Origin of the sequence: Pseudoxanthomonas sp. CCNWLY206-1 (genome assembly GCF_039710385.1) — a bacterium.
GTDB lineage: Bacteria > Pseudomonadota > Gammaproteobacteria > Xanthomonadales > Xanthomonadaceae > Pseudoxanthomonas_A.
Genome location: NZ_JBDKXI010000001.1, coordinates 59,941 through 78,098, shown reverse-complemented (window position 1 = coordinate 78,098; position 18,158 = coordinate 59,941). Strand labels below are relative to the sequence as shown.

The following is an 18,158-nucleotide window of genomic DNA, read 5'->3' as shown; positions in this document are numbered from 1 at the left end:
CCTCAAATTCCAAAACCCAGGGTATACGTCAAGCCAAAAGCCCCCGCACCGAACAGCAGCCAGCACAGCAGCATCAATGCCAGTGCCCGCCCGTAGCCGAGCCGCGGAACGCGGGGGAACAGCTTGGGCAGTGTGAAATTCCAGCACAGCATGACGCCCAGGCCGGCGAGCAATACACCCGCGGCCCAGCCGATCAGATAAGTGACGTAGGGATTCATCGGATGAAGAAGTTCATTACTTGACGCGGCTGACGTATTCGCCGGTACGGGTATCAACCTTGATGATTTCGTCCTGGCCCACGAACAACGGCACGCGCACGACCGCGCCGGTTTCCAGGGTAGCCGGCTTGCCGCCGCCGCCGGAGGTGTCGCCGCGGACGCCCGGGTCGGTTTCGGTGATTTTCAGTTCAACGAAGTTCGGCGGCTGCACCGCGATTGGCGTGCCATTCCACAGGGTCACCACGCAGGCTTCTTCGCCCTTCAGATATTTTTCGGCGCCGCCCATGCCGGTCTTGTCGGCCTGGACCTGCTCGAAGGTCTCCGGCTGCATGAAATGCCAGTACTCGCCGTCCGAATACAGGTACTGCATGTCGGTATCCACCACGTCGGCTGCCTCGAGCGAGTCGGTGGCCTTCATGGTCAGTTCGACCACGCGGCCGGACTTGATGAAGCGGTATTTCACGCGGGTGAAAGCCTGGCCCTTGCCCGGCTTGACGTATTCGGTGTCGGTGATGACCGCTGGTTCACTGTTGACCAGGATCTTCATCCCGTTCTTGACGTCGTTCATGCCGTAACTGGCCATGCATGTGCTCCTGAAGGTAAAGGCAAACCCGCCGCTGCATACGGCCGGCCGGATAGAATGGGAAGCCCGCCGCGACCGGCGGGTGTTTTCAGACCTGACATGATAACCGCTGCCCCCAACCCTATACAGCCTGCCGCCCTGCAGCCGCCGCGTTGGCAACAAGCGTGGCGCGAGGCGGTGCGCGATCCGGCCGAGTTGCTGTCGCTGCTGGGACTGGACGGTTTGGCTGACCGGGTTTCCGCCGAAGCCACCGCTCAGTTTCCGCTGCGGGTGCCGCGCGGCTTCATTGCCCGGATGCGCCACGGCAATCCGGACGATCCGCTGTTGCGCCAGGTACTGCCACTGGATGACGAAATGCGGCCGGTGCCCGGCTTCGCCCTGGACGCGGTGGGCGACAGTACCGCGCGCGCCGGCACCGGCGTCATCCAGAAGTACCAGGGCCGGTCATTGTTGGTGGCGACCGGCAGCTGCGCGGTGCATTGCCGTTACTGCTTCCGCCGGCATTTCCCGTATGCCGAAGAGACCGCCGCCCGCGACGGCTGGCGCGAGGCCGTGGCGCTGATCCGTGCCGATGCCAGCATCGACGAAGTGTTGCTGTCCGGCGGCGATCCATTGTCGCTGGCGACCTCCAAGCTGGCCGAGCTGACCGACGCCTTGGCTGGCATCCCACACCTGAAACGCCTTCGCATCCACAGCCGTTTGCCAGTGGTGCTGCCCGAGCGTGTCGATGACGCCCTGGTGGATTGGCTGGCTGCCCTGCCCTGGCCGGTCGCTTTCGTGATCCATGCCAACCACGCCAACGAGTTCGACGCTTCGGTCGATGCCGCGCTGTCGCGGCTGAGGCAAGCCGGGGTGCAACTGCTCAACCAGGCCGTCCTGCTACGCGGCGTCAACGACAGCGTGGACGCGTTGGCCGACCTTAGCGAGCGCTGCTTCGCCGCCGGGGTGCTGCCCTATTACCTGCACCAATTGGACCGGGTGGCGGGCGTGGCCCATTTCGAAATCGGGGATGCCCAGGCATTGGCCCTGCATGCCGCGCTGGCTGCGCGGTTATCCGGCTACCTGGTACCGCGGCTGGTGAGGGAAGTCCCAGGCGATACGGGCAAGCGGCCGCTTTAGCAGGAGAAGTCGCGTGCTGCGCACGCTGTAAAGGGTGAATTCGGGCGCTGTGCGCCCTGCCAAGTCAGACCACGGCCCTGTCCGCTTCCCTTCTCAGGCCGCGCAGCGGCCGACTTCCCCATTTACCACTCACCCTTCACAGCGTGCGCAGCGCGCGACTTCCCCCTTTCTGCGACCGCCGCAATGGACGCTTTCCCGCCCATCGTGTATTAAACGCGCTGCCCTGGCGGAAGCGTTGCATGCAGATCGGTAAAGACACCACTCTTCGATTGATGATCGTCGACGACAGCGGCGAAGACGCAGAAGCCGTCGTCAGCGCACTGCGTAATGGCGGTATCGCTGTACGGCCCTTGCGGCCATTGGATGCCAACGAGCTGGGCCAGATGGTGGCGGCGCAGCCGATAGACCTGGTGCTGGCGTCGCGCTCGGCCAAGGCCATTCCGCTGGCCGCGGTACTGGCGCAGGTCGATGCCAGCGGCAAGGACGTCCCGGTCATCGTGTTGGCCGACGCCATCGTCGAGGCGGACCTGATCGCCGATCTGGCCAGTGGCGCGCGCGCGGTAGCTCTCCGTGGCCACAACGAACACCTGTTGAATGTTCTGCGCACCGAGTGGACGGACCTGGACGCGCGCCGGGCGCTGCGCCGGCTGGAAGGCCAGCTGCGCGAGACCGAGCGCCGCTGCGATGCTTTGATCGCCTCTTCGCGCGATCCCATCGCTTATATCCACGAAGGCATGCACATTCGTGCCAACGAGGCGTACCTGGAAATGTTCGGCTTCGAATCCTTCGACGACGTCGAAGGACTGTCGCTCTTGGATCTGGTCGCACCGCAGTACGTCAACGATTTCAAGGCGCTGCTGAAGAACCTGGGCAAAGGCGAAGCGACGCCGCCACGGTTCGAACTGGAAGCACGCAGCCTGGACGGCGAATCCTTTCCGGCGACGCTGGAATTCGCCACCGCCAGCTACGAGGGCGAATCCTGCGTGCAGGTGGTGTTCCGCCGCCGCGAAGAGTTCGATCCGGAACTGGCGCGCGAAGTGGAAGACCTGCGCCAACGCGACATGGTCACCGGCCTGCTCAACCGCCCGACCTTTCTGCGCGAACTGGAAGATGCCGTCAGCCAGGTGGCTCGCGGTGAAAGCCAGTTCGCCTTGCTGCTGGTCGAACCCGATCACTATCAGCGCCTGCTGCAGGACATCGGTATCGATTCGGCCGATGATTTCGTGGCAGCACTGGCGGCGCGGCTGAACGAAAAGCTGGACAAGGGAACCATTGCCGCGCGCTTCGGCGAACGTACCCTTGCCGTGCTGCTGCAAGGCAATCACGCGCGCACGGCAGCATTGGCGGAGAAGCTGCGCGCCGCCTTCGCATCGCACGTAGTCAACGTCGGTGAACGCTCCGCTTCGGTGACTACCAGCATCGGCGGCGTGCAGATTGGCGAAAAAATCGCCAGCGTCGGCCAGGTGCTGACGCGCGCCACCGACAGCCTGCATGCGGCCACTCATCTGGGCGGCAACCGCTTTGAAATCTTCGACCCCGGCGCAGTGGACCGTGCCGAAGAAGAACGTGTGCAGAACTGGATCGATCGCCTGAAGAAAGCCTTGTCCGATGGCGGCTTCCTGCTGCATTACCAGCCAGTGGTCAGCCTGCAGGGCGAACCTGGCGAAGTCTACGAGGCGTTGCTGCGGTTGGAATCCGGCGGCGAGTTGGTAACGCCGCAATCGTTCATTGGCATTGCCGAGGAACACGGCCTGCTGGACGCGATCGACCGCTGGGTCGTCAACCGTGCCATCGAAGTGCTGGCCGAACGCAAGCGAGCCGGCCACGCCACCCGATTGATCGTGAAGGTAAGCCCGGCCTCCTTCGCCGACAACCGGCTATTGGACCTCATCGCCAAGCAGCTGGCGGCGCATGACGTCACCGGCGATTGCCTGTGGCTGCAAACGCCCGAAGCCAAGGTATTCACGCATCTGCGCCATGCGCAGACATTCCAGACCGGCGCTTCCAAGCTGGGCTGCCAAGTGGGCCTGGAGCATTTCGGCGCGGGCCTGGATTCGTTCCAGCTGCTGTCGCACTTCCAGCCGACCTTCCTCAAGGTGGACCGGGTTTTCACTGAGGAACTGTCGAAAACGCCCGAACATCAACAGAAGATCCGCGAGATCGCCGAACGTGCACAAGCATTGGGCATATTGACGGTGGCCGAGCATGTGCAGGACGCCGCGACGATGGCCTTCCTGTTCTCGGCCAGCGTCGATTACGTGCAAGGCAACTTCCTGGCGACTTCTGGCCCGGTGATGAACTACGACTTCAGCTGATATTCCCGAAATAAGTGGTCATGGCCGTAGCGTGCGCTGTGCGCACGGCTTTTCACCTTTCCGGATCGTGCGCATAGCGCACGCTGGATGCCAGAAAAAGAAAAGCCCGCGAATGCGGGCTTTTCTTGTAGCGAAGCAGACAGACGTCAGGCCATCGCCACCTGCGCGCTGCGCAGCGCCGCGATACGTTGCTCCAGCGGCGGATGGCTCAGGAACAACTTGCGTAAACCCTGGCCGAGGCCTCCCGCAATACCGAAGGCTTCCACCTGGGCGGGCAATGTGCTCGGCTTCTGATTGGCCGCCAAGCGCTCCAGCGCCGCGATCATCTTCTGCCGACCGGCCAGATGCGCGCCACCCGCATCGGCACGGTACTCACGATAACGAGAGAACCACATCGCGATCATCGTGGCGAACAATCCGAACACCACTTCCAGCACCATCACGATCAGGAAATACGCCAAGCCAGGTCCACGCTCGCCTTCGCGATTGCCCGACAGATAGCTGTCGATGATGCCGCCAACCACGCGCGCCAGCACGATCACAAAGGTATTCAACACGCCTTGCAGCAGCGCCATCGTCACCATATCGCCATTGGCGACGTGGCTGACTTCATGCGCCAGCACCGCCTCGGCTTCGTCGCGGCTCATCGAGCGCAACAAGCCCGTCGACACGGCGACCAGCGCCTTGTTGCGGTTGGCACCAGTGGCGAACGCATTGATCTCCGGCGCGTCGTATACCGCCACCTCCGGCATGCCGATGCCGGCCGCCTGGGCTTGGCGTTGCACGGTGGTCACCAGCCAGCGTTCAGCCTCGTTGCGTGGCTGCTCGATCACCTGCGCGCCAGTAGCGCGCTTGGCCATGGTCTTGGAGAGCAGCAGCGAAATGAAGGAACCACCGAAGCCGAAGATGGCCGCCATCACCAGCAAGCCGCTCATCTGCCCGGGGTGCACGCCCAACACCGACATCACGATGCCCGCCAGCATCAGCACCGCCAGATTGGTGGCGAGGAAAAGGGCGATACGGTTGAACACAACAAACCTCCGGTCAAAGATTGATATGGATTTCCTCGCTTTAACTGCGGTTGCGCTGGGTAGAATTCAAGCGATTCGCTGAGCGACTATTCAGCTTCCGAGCCATCGCCACACCATGTCCGAACCAGCACCGTATCGCGGCCGATTCGCCCCCTCGCCTACCGGCGCCTTGCATTTCGGATCGCTGCTGGCGGCGTTCGGCAGCTGGCTGTTGGCGCGCCATGCTGGCGGCGAATGGTGGGTGCGGGTGGAAGATCTCGATCCGCCGCGGGAAGTTTCCGGCGCCGCGCAGTCGCAACTGGAAACGTTGACGGCGTTCGGGTTGGACTCCGATGGACCGGTGCTATGGCAGAGCCAGCGCCATGCGGCTTATCAGCAGGCCTTGGACGAACTGCTGACCAGCGGCGATGCATTCGTTTGCCATTGCAGCCGCAGCGATCTGGCAGCAACCGGTGGCATCCATCGCCAATGCGTCGCACGTCGTGAACGGTCCGATCCCGCTATCCGGCTGCGCGTACCGGATGGCGCCGTGGTGAACTTTACCGATGGACTGCAAGGCGAGGAGTGCCAGGACGTGGCTGCGGAGGTGGGCGACTTCGTGCTCAAACGCGCCGATGGTTGCTGGGCCTATCAACTGGCGGTGGTGGTGGATGACGCCGCTCAAGGCATCACTGATGTGGTACGCGGCGCCGACTTGCTGGACTCCACGGCCAGGCAGATTCTGCTGCAACGCGCGCTCGGCCTGCCTACCCCGCGCTATCTGCATCTACCGCTGATAGTGGATGAGCACGGGCAGAAGCTGTCCAAATCGACGGCGGCGCTGCCGGTGGATGCGAATGATCCGTTGCCCGCCATCACGTTGGCCTGGCAGGCGTTAGGCCAGGACACCGCGGCGCTGGCCGCGCACCAAACGATCACGTTTGCGTTGGCGGCAGCCCGGGCGAATTTCGACCCGCAGGCGCTTCCCAAAGTACCGTCGATCAGGCTCGCTGCACTGCACAACAAAACTACCGCGAACGCTGACTAGAATCGGACGGTCGCCTCCCCCTCGGCGGCATTCGGAGAGCTATCACATGACATCACGCGTTGCCCTGGTCACGGGCGGCACCGGAGGCATCGGTACCGCCATCTGCAAAAAGCTGGCCGACATGGGCCACAAGGTAGCCACCAACTATCGTAACGAAGAAAAAGCACAGGCCTGGAAGACGCAGATGCAGGCCGACGGCTACCCCATCACGTTGGTCAAGGGCGACGTGACTTCGCCTGAGGATGCGGAAACCATCGTCAGGACGGTCGAACAACAGCTCGGCCCGGTCGATATCCTGATCAACAACGCCGGCATCACTCGCGACACCACCTTCCATCGCATGACGTCGCAACAATGGGGCGAGGTGGTCAACACCAACCTCAACTCGGTGTTCAACATGACGCGTCCGATCATCGAGGGCATGCGCGAACGCAAATGGGGACGGATCATCCAGATCAGCTCCATCAATGGCTTGAAAGGCCAGTACGGCCAAGCCAACTATGCCGCCGCCAAAGCCGGCATGCATGGCTTCACCATTTCCCTGGCGCGTGAAAACGCCAAGCTGGGCATCACCGTGAACACCGTGTCGCCGGGCTACGTGGCTACCGACATGGTGATGGCGGTGCCGGAAGAAGTCCGCGCCAAGATCGCCGCTGACATCCCGACCGGGCGACTGGGCAAGCCTGAGGAAATCGCCTACGCGGTCGCTTTCCTGGTGGACGATCAGGCTGCCTGGATCACCGGCTCCAATCTGGATATCAACGGCGGCCACCACATGGGGTGGTAAGGAAACCGGAGCGGCAATCGAAGGGCCGGGTGCGTGGGATCATGGAAACTTCCATGAAACCCGCACTCCGCGCCCTCGTTGCTCCCGCTTCCGCCCAGATTCGCCGCTGGGTCCTGAGCGCATTCCCGCGCGGCCAGAGCGGCATAGATTACGACCGCCCGCAGGGCGATCCTGGCCTGTTTGGCCCTGACAGCATCACCTGGCGCATCCACTCCGATTTTCCCGGCATGTTGTCCGGCGGCCTGTGCGCGCTGATGCTGCAGACCTTGCATCCGCTGGCGCTGGCCGGTGTCTGGGACCACTCGAACTTCCGTACGGACCTGGTCGGACGCTTGCGCCGCACCACCAACTTCGTCGCCGGCACCACGTACGCGTCGCGGCCGGAAGCCGAAAAGCTGATAGCACGGGTCGCTGCCATCCACACGCAGGTACGCGGCTTGGCCCAGGACGGCACAGCGTACAGCGCCGACGATCCGCGCCTGCTCACCTGGGTCCACATCACCGAAAGCTACGGCTTTCTGGAAGGCTTCCGCCGCTACGCGCAGATGCCGCTGCCTGACGGCGCCGCCGACACCTATTACGCCGAAGTCCGCCGGGTCGCAGAAGCGCTGGGCGCGCGTGAAGTACCCGCGTCGGAAGCAGAAGTACGCGACTACTTCGCACGTGTGCGCGGCGAGCTGCGCTACGACGAACGCTCACGCGAAGTATTGGCGGTGCTGGCACGGATCCGCCTGCCGGTCCCGGCGGCCGGCCTGTCGCGGGCGTTGTTCCTGGGTGCCGGAGCCGCTCTGCTGCCCGGCTGGGCGGGCCCGCTGCTACAGCGCGGGCCAGCGCAACGCCTGCAGGCGGTCCTGTCGGCACGCACGCTGCGTGCCATCGCTCCGCTGTTCCGCATCGCCCTGGACGACGGCGTAGCCCCTCGTGCCTGCCGCCGGGTAGGCAAGGATCCCGCGTTGCTCGAGCACTGGCCGTAAAGGCGCCGCCCTATCTGACCATTGCCACCGATGATTTGGCGATGGCATAAGATCGATCAAATTCGGCGCTCCATAGCTGCCTCAACGAACCCAACCGCCATCGCAGCCTCGCTCTTCCGTTTCCCATCTCCCCATTCCCCTTCCCCGGCTCTCAAAATGCTGCGCAGCATTCTTTAAGGCTGAACAGGCAACCCGGACCTTCGGCAGTTGCAAGGGCTGTTGCGCTGCGTCATGCTGCGCAACATACGTATTTTAGAGTGTTGCTCAATGGGCGCGATCCGCATCATCAAGAAATACCCCAACCGCCGTCTGTACGACACCGAGATTTCCAGCTACATCACCATCGAGGACGTGCGCCAGCTGATCGTCGATGGCGAAGACTTCGAAGTCCGCGACGCCAAGACGGGTGACGATCTGACCCGCACCGTTTTGCTGCAGATCATCAGTGAACAGGAACAGGACGGCGAGCCGGTGCTGTCCACTCAATTGCTCAGCCAGATCATTCGGTTCTACGGCGATTCGCTGCAGGGTTTCATGGGCAATTATCTGGAGCGCAGCATGCAGTTGTTCATGGAACAGCAGCAGCAGTTCCGCAGCCAGATGGGCAGCATGCTGGGCCAGACCCCGTGGACCATGATGAACCAGCTGACCGAACGCAATCTGGAGCTGTGGCAGGAATTCCAGCGCAACCTCAGCGGCGGGCTGGGTCGTCCCACCGTCGGCGTCAAACCAAAGGAAGCTCCACGCGAACGCGAGACGCCGAAAACGCGCGCCCGCTGATCTTCTTCCGCAACCCCCGAAGCCCGCGCATTCGTGTGCGGGCTTTTTGATGCCATAAATAATCTTTCTGGAGTTAACGCATGACGCAGCGCGTGGCCGTGGTCACTGGCGGTACCGGCGGTTTGGGCAGTGCAATCTGCAAGGCACTTGCGCGCGCGGGACGGCGCGTTATCGCTGCCGACTTGCCGGCGCGTTTTGCCGATTTCCAGAACGAATCGCATGCACTGGATATCCATTTCGAGCCGCTTGATGTAGGCGACTTCGACGCCTGCGGCGCTTTTATCGAACGTGTGCAGCTGCAGCATGGCTCACTCGATATCCTGATCAACAATGCCGGCATCACCCGCGACGCCACCCTGCGCAAGATGGACCGCGCGCAATGGGACGCGGTGCTGGACATCAACCTGAGCGGTGCTTTCAATCTGTGCCGGCACGCGGTGGATGGCATGCTGTCGCGCCGGTTCGGGCGCATCGTCAACATCAGTTCGGTCAGCGGGCAGACCGGCAATTTCGGCCAGACCAACTATGCCGCCGCCAAGGCCGGGCTGCATGGCTTGACCATGTCGCTGGCGCGCGAAGTGGCCGCCAAGGGCATCACCGTCAACAGCGTTTCGCCCGGCTATATCGACACCGGCATGACCCAGGCGATGCCCGCGGAAGTACGCGAACGCACCATCGCTTCGGTGCCGGTCGGGCGCATCGGCGAGCCGTCGGATATCGCACGCACAGTGGCGTTCTTGAGCGACGATGCTGCCGGCTATATCACTGGCGCCAACATCCCGGTCAACGGCGGACTGTTCATGAGTTTCTGATGCACGGCTATGATGTGCGCTTGTGCTTGGATCGTTATAAATAAATCAGGAGATATGGATGAAACTCACCCCACCTACCTTTGGCGTCTGGCTGATCGCGTTGCTCTTGGGCAGCGGCGGCATCGCCGCGCGCTTCGGCTACATCCCGACGCTCGCGCCGCACGCGTTCTGGCTGGTGGTAGGTGGTTTCGTCCTGCTGGTGCTGGCGACGGTGTTCAATCGTCTCTAACGGCGGGGCTTGTGTAGGAGCGGCGTCCCGCCGCGAGCTCTTCCTGTCAGATCGCGATAAAGCGAGAAGAGCTCGCGGCGGGACGCCGCTCCTACGAGGTCTGTCTTACGGCTTGGCCGAAGCGCGTATGTAGTTCGCCAATCCCGCCAATTGCGATCCTTGCACCTTGTCCACCACCGGAGCGAACTTGCTTAGATCATCCGGGCTGTAACCGCCCACGCGGTAATGCAAGGTGATTCGCGTGCCGTCGTTTTCCGGTACGAAGCGCCATTCCAAAGCACCGCTCAGTCCCATGCCCTGCAGTGGCCCCAGACCACCCGTCATTCGCATCAGCTTGCCGGGTTCGACGAAAGTCACCGTCATATGCCATGCCTCGCGGGTGCCGTCGATTTCACAGAAGCAGCCGCCGGCCTTTTCCGAAATAGAAAGCTTGGACGCATCGCCCCACCACGTGTGATCGGCTGGCCACCAACGGCCCACGTCATGCGCAAACGCTTTCCACGCGATCTCCGGCGCTGCCGGCACCCACTGCGAATTCTCCACGGTGAACCCGTCCGGTGCGGCGTCCTTGACTTCAGCGAACGCACAAGGCGCCGCGGCAGTCATTGCTGCCAATACCGTCAGTGCCAAGACGGATTTGTTCACTGCGCCGCCGCTTCTTTGCAGAACCGCTGCCGGTATTCCATCGCTCTGGGCATCAGCGCCGTCAGGTTCTGGATGCGCGTGCCGGGATTGGGGTGAGTGGAAGAAAACTCCGGCGGAGCCTGACCGCCGCTGGCTTCGCTCATGCGTTCCCACAACGGCACGGCTTCCTTGGGATCGAAACACGCAGCGGCTGCCAGCATCAGGCCCACTTCATCGGCCTGGGTCTCGTGGCTACGTGCGTAAGGCAGCAGATAGCCGTAGCCCATCGCCGCCATCACCATCTGTTGCTGTTGCGGATCCATGCCGCTCATGGCGCCCGCCATCTGCCCGATCTGGGTCAGTTTTTGCTGCGACATGCGCTGCGCACCATGGCGCAGCAATGCGTGGGCAATTTCGTGGCCCATCACCACCGCCATGGCATCGGCATTCTTCGCCACCGGCACCAGCCCGGTGTAGACCGCCATCTTGCCGCCCGGCAGGCAGAAAGCATTGGCCTGGTCCGATTGGATGACGTTGACGTCCCACTCGAATGTTTTCCAGTTGCCGCTTGGCTGCGTGCCGCGCTCCTGCGCGATCGCGGCTTCGACTTCCGGAACCTTGTCGATCAGGCGCTGCGCGATCTGCTTGATGTCGCGTGCGATCTGCGAGTTCGGATCGACCGGGCGCTCCTGCGCCAGTATTTCCTGATAGGCCTGCAGACCGAGCGCTTTTTCTTCCTCGACGCCTATCGAGCCGTCGATCAGCACCTTCTCGCCGGTGTAGGGATCGACCACCCGGTTGCTGAAGTAATAGCAGCCGCCATAAACCAGGAAGCCCAGCAGAACCAGCCAGCGCACGTTGCCGAACAATCCGCGCCGCTGCCGGCCGCCGCCCTGTTCGTAACGTCCTTGGCCAAATGGATCGTTCCTCATCACCTTCTCCTAGATGCCACGCACGACGCGGAAACCCACCCGCGCATTAGTCATATCCGAATCCGATAACGAACGCCACGCCGCCCGCGTCTGCGCCGGGGAACTGGCCCAGGAACCGCCCCGCAGCACCCGCGACCGACAACCGGGATTGAACCATGATGCGCCATCGGCCGGGGCGCGCCGGAAACTGGCGTGCCAGCAATCGGCCACCCATTCGCTGGCATTGCCGCTCATGTCGTGAAGGCCCCAGGCGTTGGGCTGGAACCGGTTCACCTGCGCCGGCCCCCAATAGCCATCGCCATACCCTGGAAAGGCGTTGTTCCAGCGCCGGCCGCTGGGAGATACGTCATTGCTGCCGGTCAGGTTGCCAATGCGGCGCGGCGGCGCGCCATTGCCCCAGGGGTACCGCCCCTGAGTACCCGCACGCAGCGCGTATTCGAACTCCGCCTCACTGGGCAACCGATAACTCTGCCCCGTCTGCGCGGCCAGCCAGTTGGCGTAAGCGTCGGCGTCATAGACGCTGACGTGCAGCACCGGCAAATCGTCGCTGGCCTTGCCGCCGCTGTAGTCGGACTGCCAATCCACGCCGCTGCGGCGGGCGAAATTGCCGCTGCGCTCGTCGTAGACAATGGAATGCCCGCGCCGGGTGGCGCGCGGACGATACCCTGTGGCTTCGACGAAACGGCGGAATTCGCCCACCGTCACCTCGTGCCGCGACATCGCGAAGCCGCGGTCGAAGCGCACGTAGTGGGCCGGCTTTTCAGCGTCGGCGGCATCATCTTCCTCTTCGTCGGCGCCCATGCGGAACCCGCCGTGCGGCACCACCACCATCTCAGGCCCGCGGCCGCCGTTCTGCAAGGCATCGGTGAACGCCTGGCCGGGACGGAACAGCCCGTAATAGGTGGCCAGGTCGATGCGTTCGCGGAAGTCGGCAGCCATGCGGTTGCCGGGCTCGGCGATGCGCAGCACTTCGGTCAGTTTCTCGCGGGCGGCTTTCAGACCCAAGGGGGTGGCGAGATCGCGCAGCCCGGCGTCTCGCAACTCGGCGATGCGGGCGATGCGGGTGGAGGCGATGCGTTGCTTGGCATCGGCAATCGTGGGTGCTTCCGTGGGGGCTTCCTCACGCACCTTCGCAGCATGGCGCAGCCAGACTTCGGCGGTGTCGAAATCGCCGGCCGCCGCGGCTTCTTCCGCCCGGCGGATCAAGGCGCTTTCCACCGCGGCCACACCTTGCATAGCACGGGGCTGGCCCGGTTTCCACTTCAGCACTTCGCGGAACCCCGCCAGGGCGCCGCCGCCCTGCTCGCCCAGGCGGCCTTCACGCAGGTCGCGTTCACTGGCGGTATTCAGGCGCGAAAGCTGCTCGACCTCGTCGACGCGGGACAGATAGGCCAATACGGCTTCGTCGTCTGGCTTCAATGTACGCACGACCGCGGCGATCTCGCGGGCGCGGCGCAGCGATTCCGCTTTGTCGTCAGCGTGTTTCAGTGCAGCACTGCCTTGCTGCAGCAACGCATCCAGCGATTTCTCAAGGCCGGCCTTGGCCCGCTGGTCGTCGGGAGCCACCTTCGAAATGGCCAGGTACAGCGGCACCGCATCTTCCGCGGTGGCGTACAAGCGATCCTCCGTCAGTGCCTTGTCGGCCCGGCGGCGCGCAGCGCCCAGCTCGTCAGGTGCAATCTCCACGGCCGGCGGCTGCCAGTTCAGCACCTCAGCGCCGCTTTCATCGCCGCTCACCGTCACGCTGGGCATACGGACGTCGCCGTTTGCCGCGTCGCCTTCGGCGGTGGAAGGCGCCTTGGGCGAACAACCGCACAACAACGCCAACAGCAGCAGGGCTGGTCGTAGAGCACAGCTTGCTCCGCTGCCTTTTCGCATACTGGCCGCGCCCTCTCGTAGAGCGGAGCTTGCTCCGCTGCCTTTTCCCATTTTGGCCGCAGCCTCTCGTAGAACGGAGCTTGCTCCGCTGCCTTTTCCCATTTTGGCCGCAGCCTCTCGTAGAACGGAGCTTGCTCCGCTAGCTTTCCGCATACCGGCTCCAGACACGACCAGCGGAGCAAGCTCCGCTCTACATGCAGGTTCTAGGATCGCTCGCAATGGACCTCCGAGTTCCGAATGCCGGTCCAGCGGTATCCCGGCCGGCGACGTTAGGCTATTGTCGCCTGCCTGAGCAGACAACGCATTCAGCGGAGATTTCGTGCCCCATTGGATTGACACCCCCGCCGCACTGCACGCGCATTTGCAGCAGCGCCCTTCCCGCATCGGTCTGGATACCGAGTTCGTTCGCGAACGCACCTACTGGCCGCAACTGGCGCTGGTGCAGATGGCGATCGGCGCGGAAATCCTGCTGATCGATCCCTTGGCGCCGGGCATGACCGATGCATTGGCCCCGGTGCTGGCGGACACCTCGATCCTCAAGGTCATGCACGGCGCCAGCGAAGACCTGGTGGCGTTCAAGTACACCTGCGGCACCCTGCCGACGCCGCTGTTCGACACCCAGATCGCCGCCGCCCTGGCCGGCGTGGCCGGCGGCATCGGCTACCAGAAACTGGTGGAACAGGTGACCGGCGTGGCGCTGGAAAAAGGCGAAACACGTTCGGACTGGATGCGCCGCCCGCTCAGCGAATCGCAACTGAAATACGCCGCCGATGACGTGCAATACCTGTTCGCGCTGCAGGATGCGCTGGAAGCCAAGCTGAAGGGGTCCGCGCGCATGAACTGGCTGCAGGAAGACTGCGCCCGTTTCGTCGAAAACGCCGCACAGGACGAAGGCGAACGCTGGCCACATCTATCGATGCGCAGCGCGCAATTCCTGGAACCGGATGCACAACATCGCCTGATCCGCCTGCTGCGCTGGCGCGACGCGCAGGCACGCAGCAGCGACAAACCGCGCAGCTGGATTCTTGATAACGAACTGGCGGTCGCACTGGCACGCACGCCGCCAGCGGACCGAGCCGCACTGCTACGCCAGCTGGAAGCCTCGCCCAAGTCGCCGCGCAAGCTGGCCGACGCCATCTGGGACGCATTGAACAGCCCGCTACCCGACGAAGCCGAAGCACCGCTGGCGCGCAACGCCAGCGACGCGGACAAGTCAGTACTGAAGCGCCTGCAAGACGCCGTATCCGCACGTACCGCTGAACTCGGCCTCCCCGACGGCGTGCTAGCTTCCCGTCGCTACCTGGAAGCACTGGTGGAATCCGGTCGCTGGCCCAACGCCCTCGCCGGCTGGCGCCGCGCTGAACTGGAGCCCGTCCTCGGCCCCTTGCTCAAGCCCGCCGACTTGGCATCGGCCTCCCCACAGCGCTAAACTTGCACCGCCCCGTGGGGGGGTAGCTCAGCTGGGAGAGCGCGTCGTTCGCAATGACGAGGTCGTGGGTTCGATCCCCATCCTCTCCACCAAAAACAAAAAAGCCAGGCGAAAGCCTGGCTTTTTTTGTGACGCGAAGCCGTTCACGCAGGCAACTCAATCGACGTAAAAAAGCCCGCCAGCATGACACCGGCGGGCTTTGAAGCATATTGCGGTCGTTGCTGTTTTAGAACTTGTAATTCACACCCAGCAGATAAGTGCGGCCCCACTCGATGTACTCAAGCGGACGGTCCTTCGACTCGGCGTAGGTCCGGTAGGATTCGTCAGTCAAGTTGCTGACCTGGAACAGCACGCTTAGACCAGCCAACGCGCTGTCATCAGCAAACGTATAGCTGAGCTGCGCGTCGGTGATTTCTTCACCGACCACATAGCGCAGTGACCGGTTGCCGTTGAAGTTGCCGATTTCACCGATGAAGTCGGAGCGTTTGCGCTGGCTGACGCGCGCCTCGAATCCGTTGCGTTCGTAATAGGCGGTCAAGTTATAGACCCTGTCCGACAGGCCTGGCAGGCTGATGTCGCCGCTGCCGACGCTGGATGCACTTTCCGGGTCCCTGATCTTGATGTTGCTGTCGCTGAAGCTGGCGCTGGCCACCACGCCGAAACCGGCAAGCGGCTCCCAGAACAGATCCAGCGGCAGCGATGCCGTCAGCTCAAGACCTTGCAGCGTACCGCCCTCGCCGTTGGCGGGCGCGGAATAGCTTCCGGTTTGGGAAATGGGAATGCCGGGATACTCGGGATGCTCTGGAATGCCGGCAGTGAACTGCGAGAAGTCGAAGAACGGATCGGTCTGGGTGTAGATGTAGGAGCGCAGGTCCTTGTAGAAGTACGCGGCGGCGACATAAGCCTTGTTGCCGAAGTACTTCTCGTAGGAGATATCGAACGCATAAGCGCGCCATGGGTCGAGCTGCGGATTACCGCCGCTGCCGGTGACCGTCCGTTCGCCGCTTGAATCCGGCCCGTTCGACACGTCCACTCCGATCGATGCCCGCAGCTGGTCTACGCGCGGACGCGCGACCTGCTTTGCCATCGCCACGCGAAGCGTCTGATCGTTCGCGAACGCGAACGACAGGTTCATGCTGGGCAGTACATCCGTCATGGTCTTGCCGAGGGATATCGGCTCAGGCGTTCCATTATTGGTGAGCTGGACCGCGTCGGAGGATTGCTCGGTACGCTGTACCTGCACGCCGAAATTGCCGCGTACCGCTACGTCGCCCCAATCGGTGTTGATATTGCCCTTGATGAAGGCCGTGGTGGTTTCCTCGTCCACGTCCCAGGACTTCGCTACCAAGTGCGGGGCCAGGGTGTTCGGCTCGAAGATCATGTAACGAGCGACCGCTTCCGGCACGTTCCATGCGGGGATGTAGCCGAGACCGGCGAAACCCAGGTTCACGGGGCGATACTGCAGATCCGCAGCAATCGCAGTCTCACCTTGCGGGCCGACCCTGATATCGCCTTCCGGCTGACGCTTCGACTTTGCGCGGTCGGCGTAGTTCAGGCCCACATCGATGCCGGAAAGCCAACCCAACATGGCAGGAGCCGGCAGCTCCGCCGCCAGCTTGAAGGTCTTCAACTCGTCTTCGACGCTCGGTGTCTTGCCGTAGCCGGAACCATAGATCGTGCCGCGAAGGTACAACTGCGACGGATCGGAATAGTCCAGGGTCGGCACCATCTGCGAGAAGCCGTTGTTGCGGTAGCTCAACTGCACCGTGTCGTATCGGGGATCGGGATTTGGCAAAAGCTGGGTGTTGTTCTCCAGATTGATCTCATCGCGCTTGGCCTTGGAATAACCGAGGTCGGCGACGACGCGTACCTGGCCTACGTTGAACTCGTTGTTCCAGCCGAATGCGTTGATCTCGTCTTCGCGCTTGTTGTACATGCCGCGCACCAGCGGGTAGACACCCGTCAGCGTGCCGCCTGTGAACGTGCCGTTGTCGTTAACGCTGACGTTGCTGTAGACGCATTCCGGATTGCACGGGAAAGAACCGTTGTATTGCGTGTTCATTTCCCACTGGTTGGCGGTGTCTATCTGTGTGGCTTCGGAGTGGAACAGGTCCAACGTGCTGGTCCACGCGTTGGAGGGGCGGAACTGGACGGTGGCCAGTACGCCATCGCGTTCGGTGTTGCCGGTGCGGCGCAAAGCCTTGATGCCGTCGCTGGCGAAGGTGCCCGCGGGCAGACCGGGACGCGCATCCGTCTTCCATGGCTCATACAGGCCAACCTGGTTTTCCTGGATGGGCGTGTCCGAGTGCGAGTAACCGATCGAGAAACCAAACCGGCGGTCTTCGGACTGGGTGATGTAGCTGACGTTGATGCGTTCGCCATAGGCGGAAGCGTCGGCCGCCGCGCCCAGGGAATTACGCTGGCCGCGAAGACCAATGGCACCGACAGGGCCATCGAAGCTCAACGGGCGAACCGTCTGCATGTCCACGGTGCCCGACAGGCCCTGGCCGACCAACCCGGCATCAGGCGTCTTGTAGACGGTCACGCCGTTCACCAGCTCGGAAGGATATTGATCGAACTCAACGCTGCGGTTGTCGCCGGTGCTGACCATCTCGCGACCATTGAGCAAGGTCGTGGAGAAATCGGGCGACAGGCCACGCACGCTGATGACCTGCGCACGGCCCGCAACGCGCTGCGCTGCCAAACCTGGCAAGCGTCCCAGCGATTCGGCGATGCTGACGTCGGGCAGCTTGCCGATGTCTTCGGCCGAGATGGCTTCGACGATGGAAGTGGAATCGCGCTTGACCGCGATGGCGCTCTCGATGCCGCGGCGGATGCCGGTGACCACCACCGTGTCCAGCTGGGTGGCTTCCGGTCCGGTTTGTTCGGGTGCCGGTTCGGCGGTTTGGGCCTGTACACCCGTCGCGGTCAGCGTCATGGCAGACGCCAGCGCCGCGCTCAGCAGATTGCGCTTGAATTGCAACATATTCCCCTCTCCAAGGATGTTGTGTGCGGTGACCCGGGTGCGTCGCCAATGGCGATCGCCCGGGTCTACTACGTCAGGGCAAGGGCCCTGAAACGTGCGGCAATGGTAGTCGTGGCAAGCCCCGCACAAATCGCACTGCATACGTATTCATCGGGGGAAATGGCGTCCGGCAACTTGGTTTGGGTTGCATGGGATAGGTCGGTGCGCACCGGGCGAGACGACGGTACGGGCAATATGAATAGGCCTGTCTGTCTTGACGCTGTGTCTGACCGAACCCATGAGTGGGCGACACTGCGCAGATCGGTATGGCGCCAGCTCGGCATTGCATCCCTGTGGGAGTGGGGGGGGGGGGGGGGGGCCCCCCCCCCCCACCACAAAAAAAAGGGCCCCGAATGGGGGGGGGACCGCAACAAAAAAATAAAAAAAAAAAAAAA

General features: G+C 63.0%; 16 protein-coding genes and 1 tRNA gene. 10 read left to right on the top strand and 7 right to left on the bottom strand.

Translation table 11 applies throughout. The features are described from left to right. Positions 1-2: 2 nt before the first annotated feature. Both AADW18_RS00315 and efp read right to left on the bottom strand, forming a co-directional pair. The gene (locus AADW18_RS00315; protein ID WP_337341355.1) at positions 3-218 is read right to left on the bottom strand and encodes a hypothetical protein; all 216 of its coding nucleotides are present in this window, start codon (positions 216-218) and stop codon (positions 3-5) included. A gap of 16 nt (positions 219-234) precedes the next feature. Then, the gene (efp, locus tag AADW18_RS00310) at positions 235-801 is read right to left on the bottom strand and encodes an elongation factor P (protein WP_337341354.1); all 567 of its coding nucleotides are present in this window, start codon (positions 799-801) and stop codon (positions 235-237) included. A gap of 99 nt (positions 802-900) precedes the next feature. On the opposite strand from efp, the gene epmB reads away from it, so the two are divergent. Further along, positions 901-1,920 carry an EF-P beta-lysylation protein EpmB gene (epmB, locus tag AADW18_RS00305; protein WP_337341353.1) on the top strand — a complete coding sequence of 340 codons (1,020 nt, stop codon included), beginning with the start codon at positions 901-903 and terminating at the stop codon, positions 1,918-1,920. 239 nt (positions 1,921-2,159) lie between these two features. Beyond that, a complete protein-coding gene (locus tag AADW18_RS00300) occupies positions 2,160-4,235 on the top strand; it encodes an EAL domain-containing protein (protein WP_337341352.1) in 2,076 nt (691 codons plus the stop codon). 146 nt (positions 4,236-4,381) lie between these two features. Here AADW18_RS00300 and htpX read toward each other — a convergent pair whose 3' ends face one another. Further along, a complete protein-coding gene (htpX, locus tag AADW18_RS00295; RefSeq protein WP_337341351.1) occupies positions 4,382-5,266 on the bottom strand; it encodes a protease HtpX in 885 nt (294 codons plus the stop codon). Positions 5,267-5,381: 115 nt separating this feature from the next. Between htpX and gluQRS the strand changes: the two genes are divergently transcribed. The 6 genes from gluQRS to AADW18_RS00265 all read left to right on the top strand — a co-directional run bounded on the left by gluQRS (position 5,382) and on the right by AADW18_RS00265 (position 9,875). Next, positions 5,382-6,293, top strand: coding sequence for a tRNA glutamyl-Q(34) synthetase GluQRS (gene gluQRS / locus AADW18_RS00290; protein ID WP_337341350.1), 912 nt, complete (start codon positions 5,382-5,384; stop codon positions 6,291-6,293). Between the two features lie 46 nt (positions 6,294-6,339). Continuing rightward, entirely contained in the window at positions 6,340-7,080 is a 741-nt protein-coding gene (gene phbB, locus AADW18_RS00285; protein ID WP_337341349.1) for an acetoacetyl-CoA reductase, read from the top strand. A gap of 53 nt (positions 7,081-7,133) precedes the next feature. Then, entirely contained in the window at positions 7,134-8,054 is a 921-nt protein-coding gene (locus AADW18_RS00280) for an oxygenase MpaB family protein (RefSeq protein WP_337341348.1), read from the top strand. A 267-nt stretch (positions 8,055-8,321) separates the two neighbouring features. Next, the gene (phaR, locus tag AADW18_RS00275) at positions 8,322-8,834 is read left to right on the top strand and encodes a polyhydroxyalkanoate synthesis repressor PhaR (RefSeq protein WP_337341347.1); all 513 of its coding nucleotides are present in this window, start codon (positions 8,322-8,324) and stop codon (positions 8,832-8,834) included. An 80-nt stretch (positions 8,835-8,914) separates the two neighbouring features. Then, positions 8,915-9,646, top strand: a complete 732-nt coding sequence (gene phbB / locus AADW18_RS00270; RefSeq protein WP_337341346.1) for an acetoacetyl-CoA reductase — start codon at positions 8,915-8,917, stop codon at positions 9,644-9,646. 58 nt (positions 9,647-9,704) lie between these two features. After that, complete coding sequence (locus AADW18_RS00265) at positions 9,705-9,875, top strand: hypothetical protein (RefSeq protein ID WP_337341345.1); 171 nt, start codon at positions 9,705-9,707, stop codon at positions 9,873-9,875. A 105-nt stretch (positions 9,876-9,980) separates the two neighbouring features. Here the strand turns inward: AADW18_RS00265 and AADW18_RS00260 are convergent, their stop codons facing one another. From AADW18_RS00260 to AADW18_RS00250, 3 genes are read right to left on the bottom strand one after another with little or no spacing between them, the layout of a single operon-like run. Next, the gene (locus AADW18_RS00260) at positions 9,981-10,520 is read right to left on the bottom strand and encodes an SRPBCC family protein (protein ID WP_337341344.1); all 540 of its coding nucleotides are present in this window, start codon (positions 10,518-10,520) and stop codon (positions 9,981-9,983) included. Then, positions 10,517-11,431: a M48 family metallopeptidase gene (locus AADW18_RS00255; protein WP_337341343.1), complete on the bottom strand. Its 915-nt coding sequence runs from the start codon at positions 11,429-11,431 to the stop codon at positions 10,517-10,519. The genes AADW18_RS00260 and AADW18_RS00255 overlap by 4 nt, the downstream gene beginning before the upstream one ends. A 9-nt stretch (positions 11,432-11,440) precedes the next feature. After that, on the bottom strand, positions 11,441-13,183 hold the full coding sequence (locus AADW18_RS00250; RefSeq protein WP_337342084.1) for a formylglycine-generating enzyme family protein: 1,743 nt from the start codon (positions 13,181-13,183) through the stop codon (positions 11,441-11,443). A 445-nt stretch (positions 13,184-13,628) separates the two neighbouring features. Here AADW18_RS00250 and rnd point away from each other — a divergent pair, with 445 nt between their 5' ends. Beyond that, on the top strand, positions 13,629-14,738 hold the full coding sequence (rnd, locus tag AADW18_RS00245) for a ribonuclease D (protein WP_337341342.1): 1,110 nt from the start codon (positions 13,629-13,631) through the stop codon (positions 14,736-14,738). 16 nt (positions 14,739-14,754) lie between these two features. Then, positions 14,755-14,830 (top strand) — tRNA-Ala (locus AADW18_RS00240). Between the two features lie 134 nt (positions 14,831-14,964). On the opposite strand, the gene AADW18_RS00235 is transcribed toward AADW18_RS00240, so the two are convergent. After that, on the bottom strand, positions 14,965-17,724 hold the full coding sequence (locus tag AADW18_RS00235; protein ID WP_337341341.1) for a TonB-dependent receptor: 2,760 nt from the start codon (positions 17,722-17,724) through the stop codon (positions 14,965-14,967). Positions 17,725-18,158 lie beyond the last annotated feature (434 nt).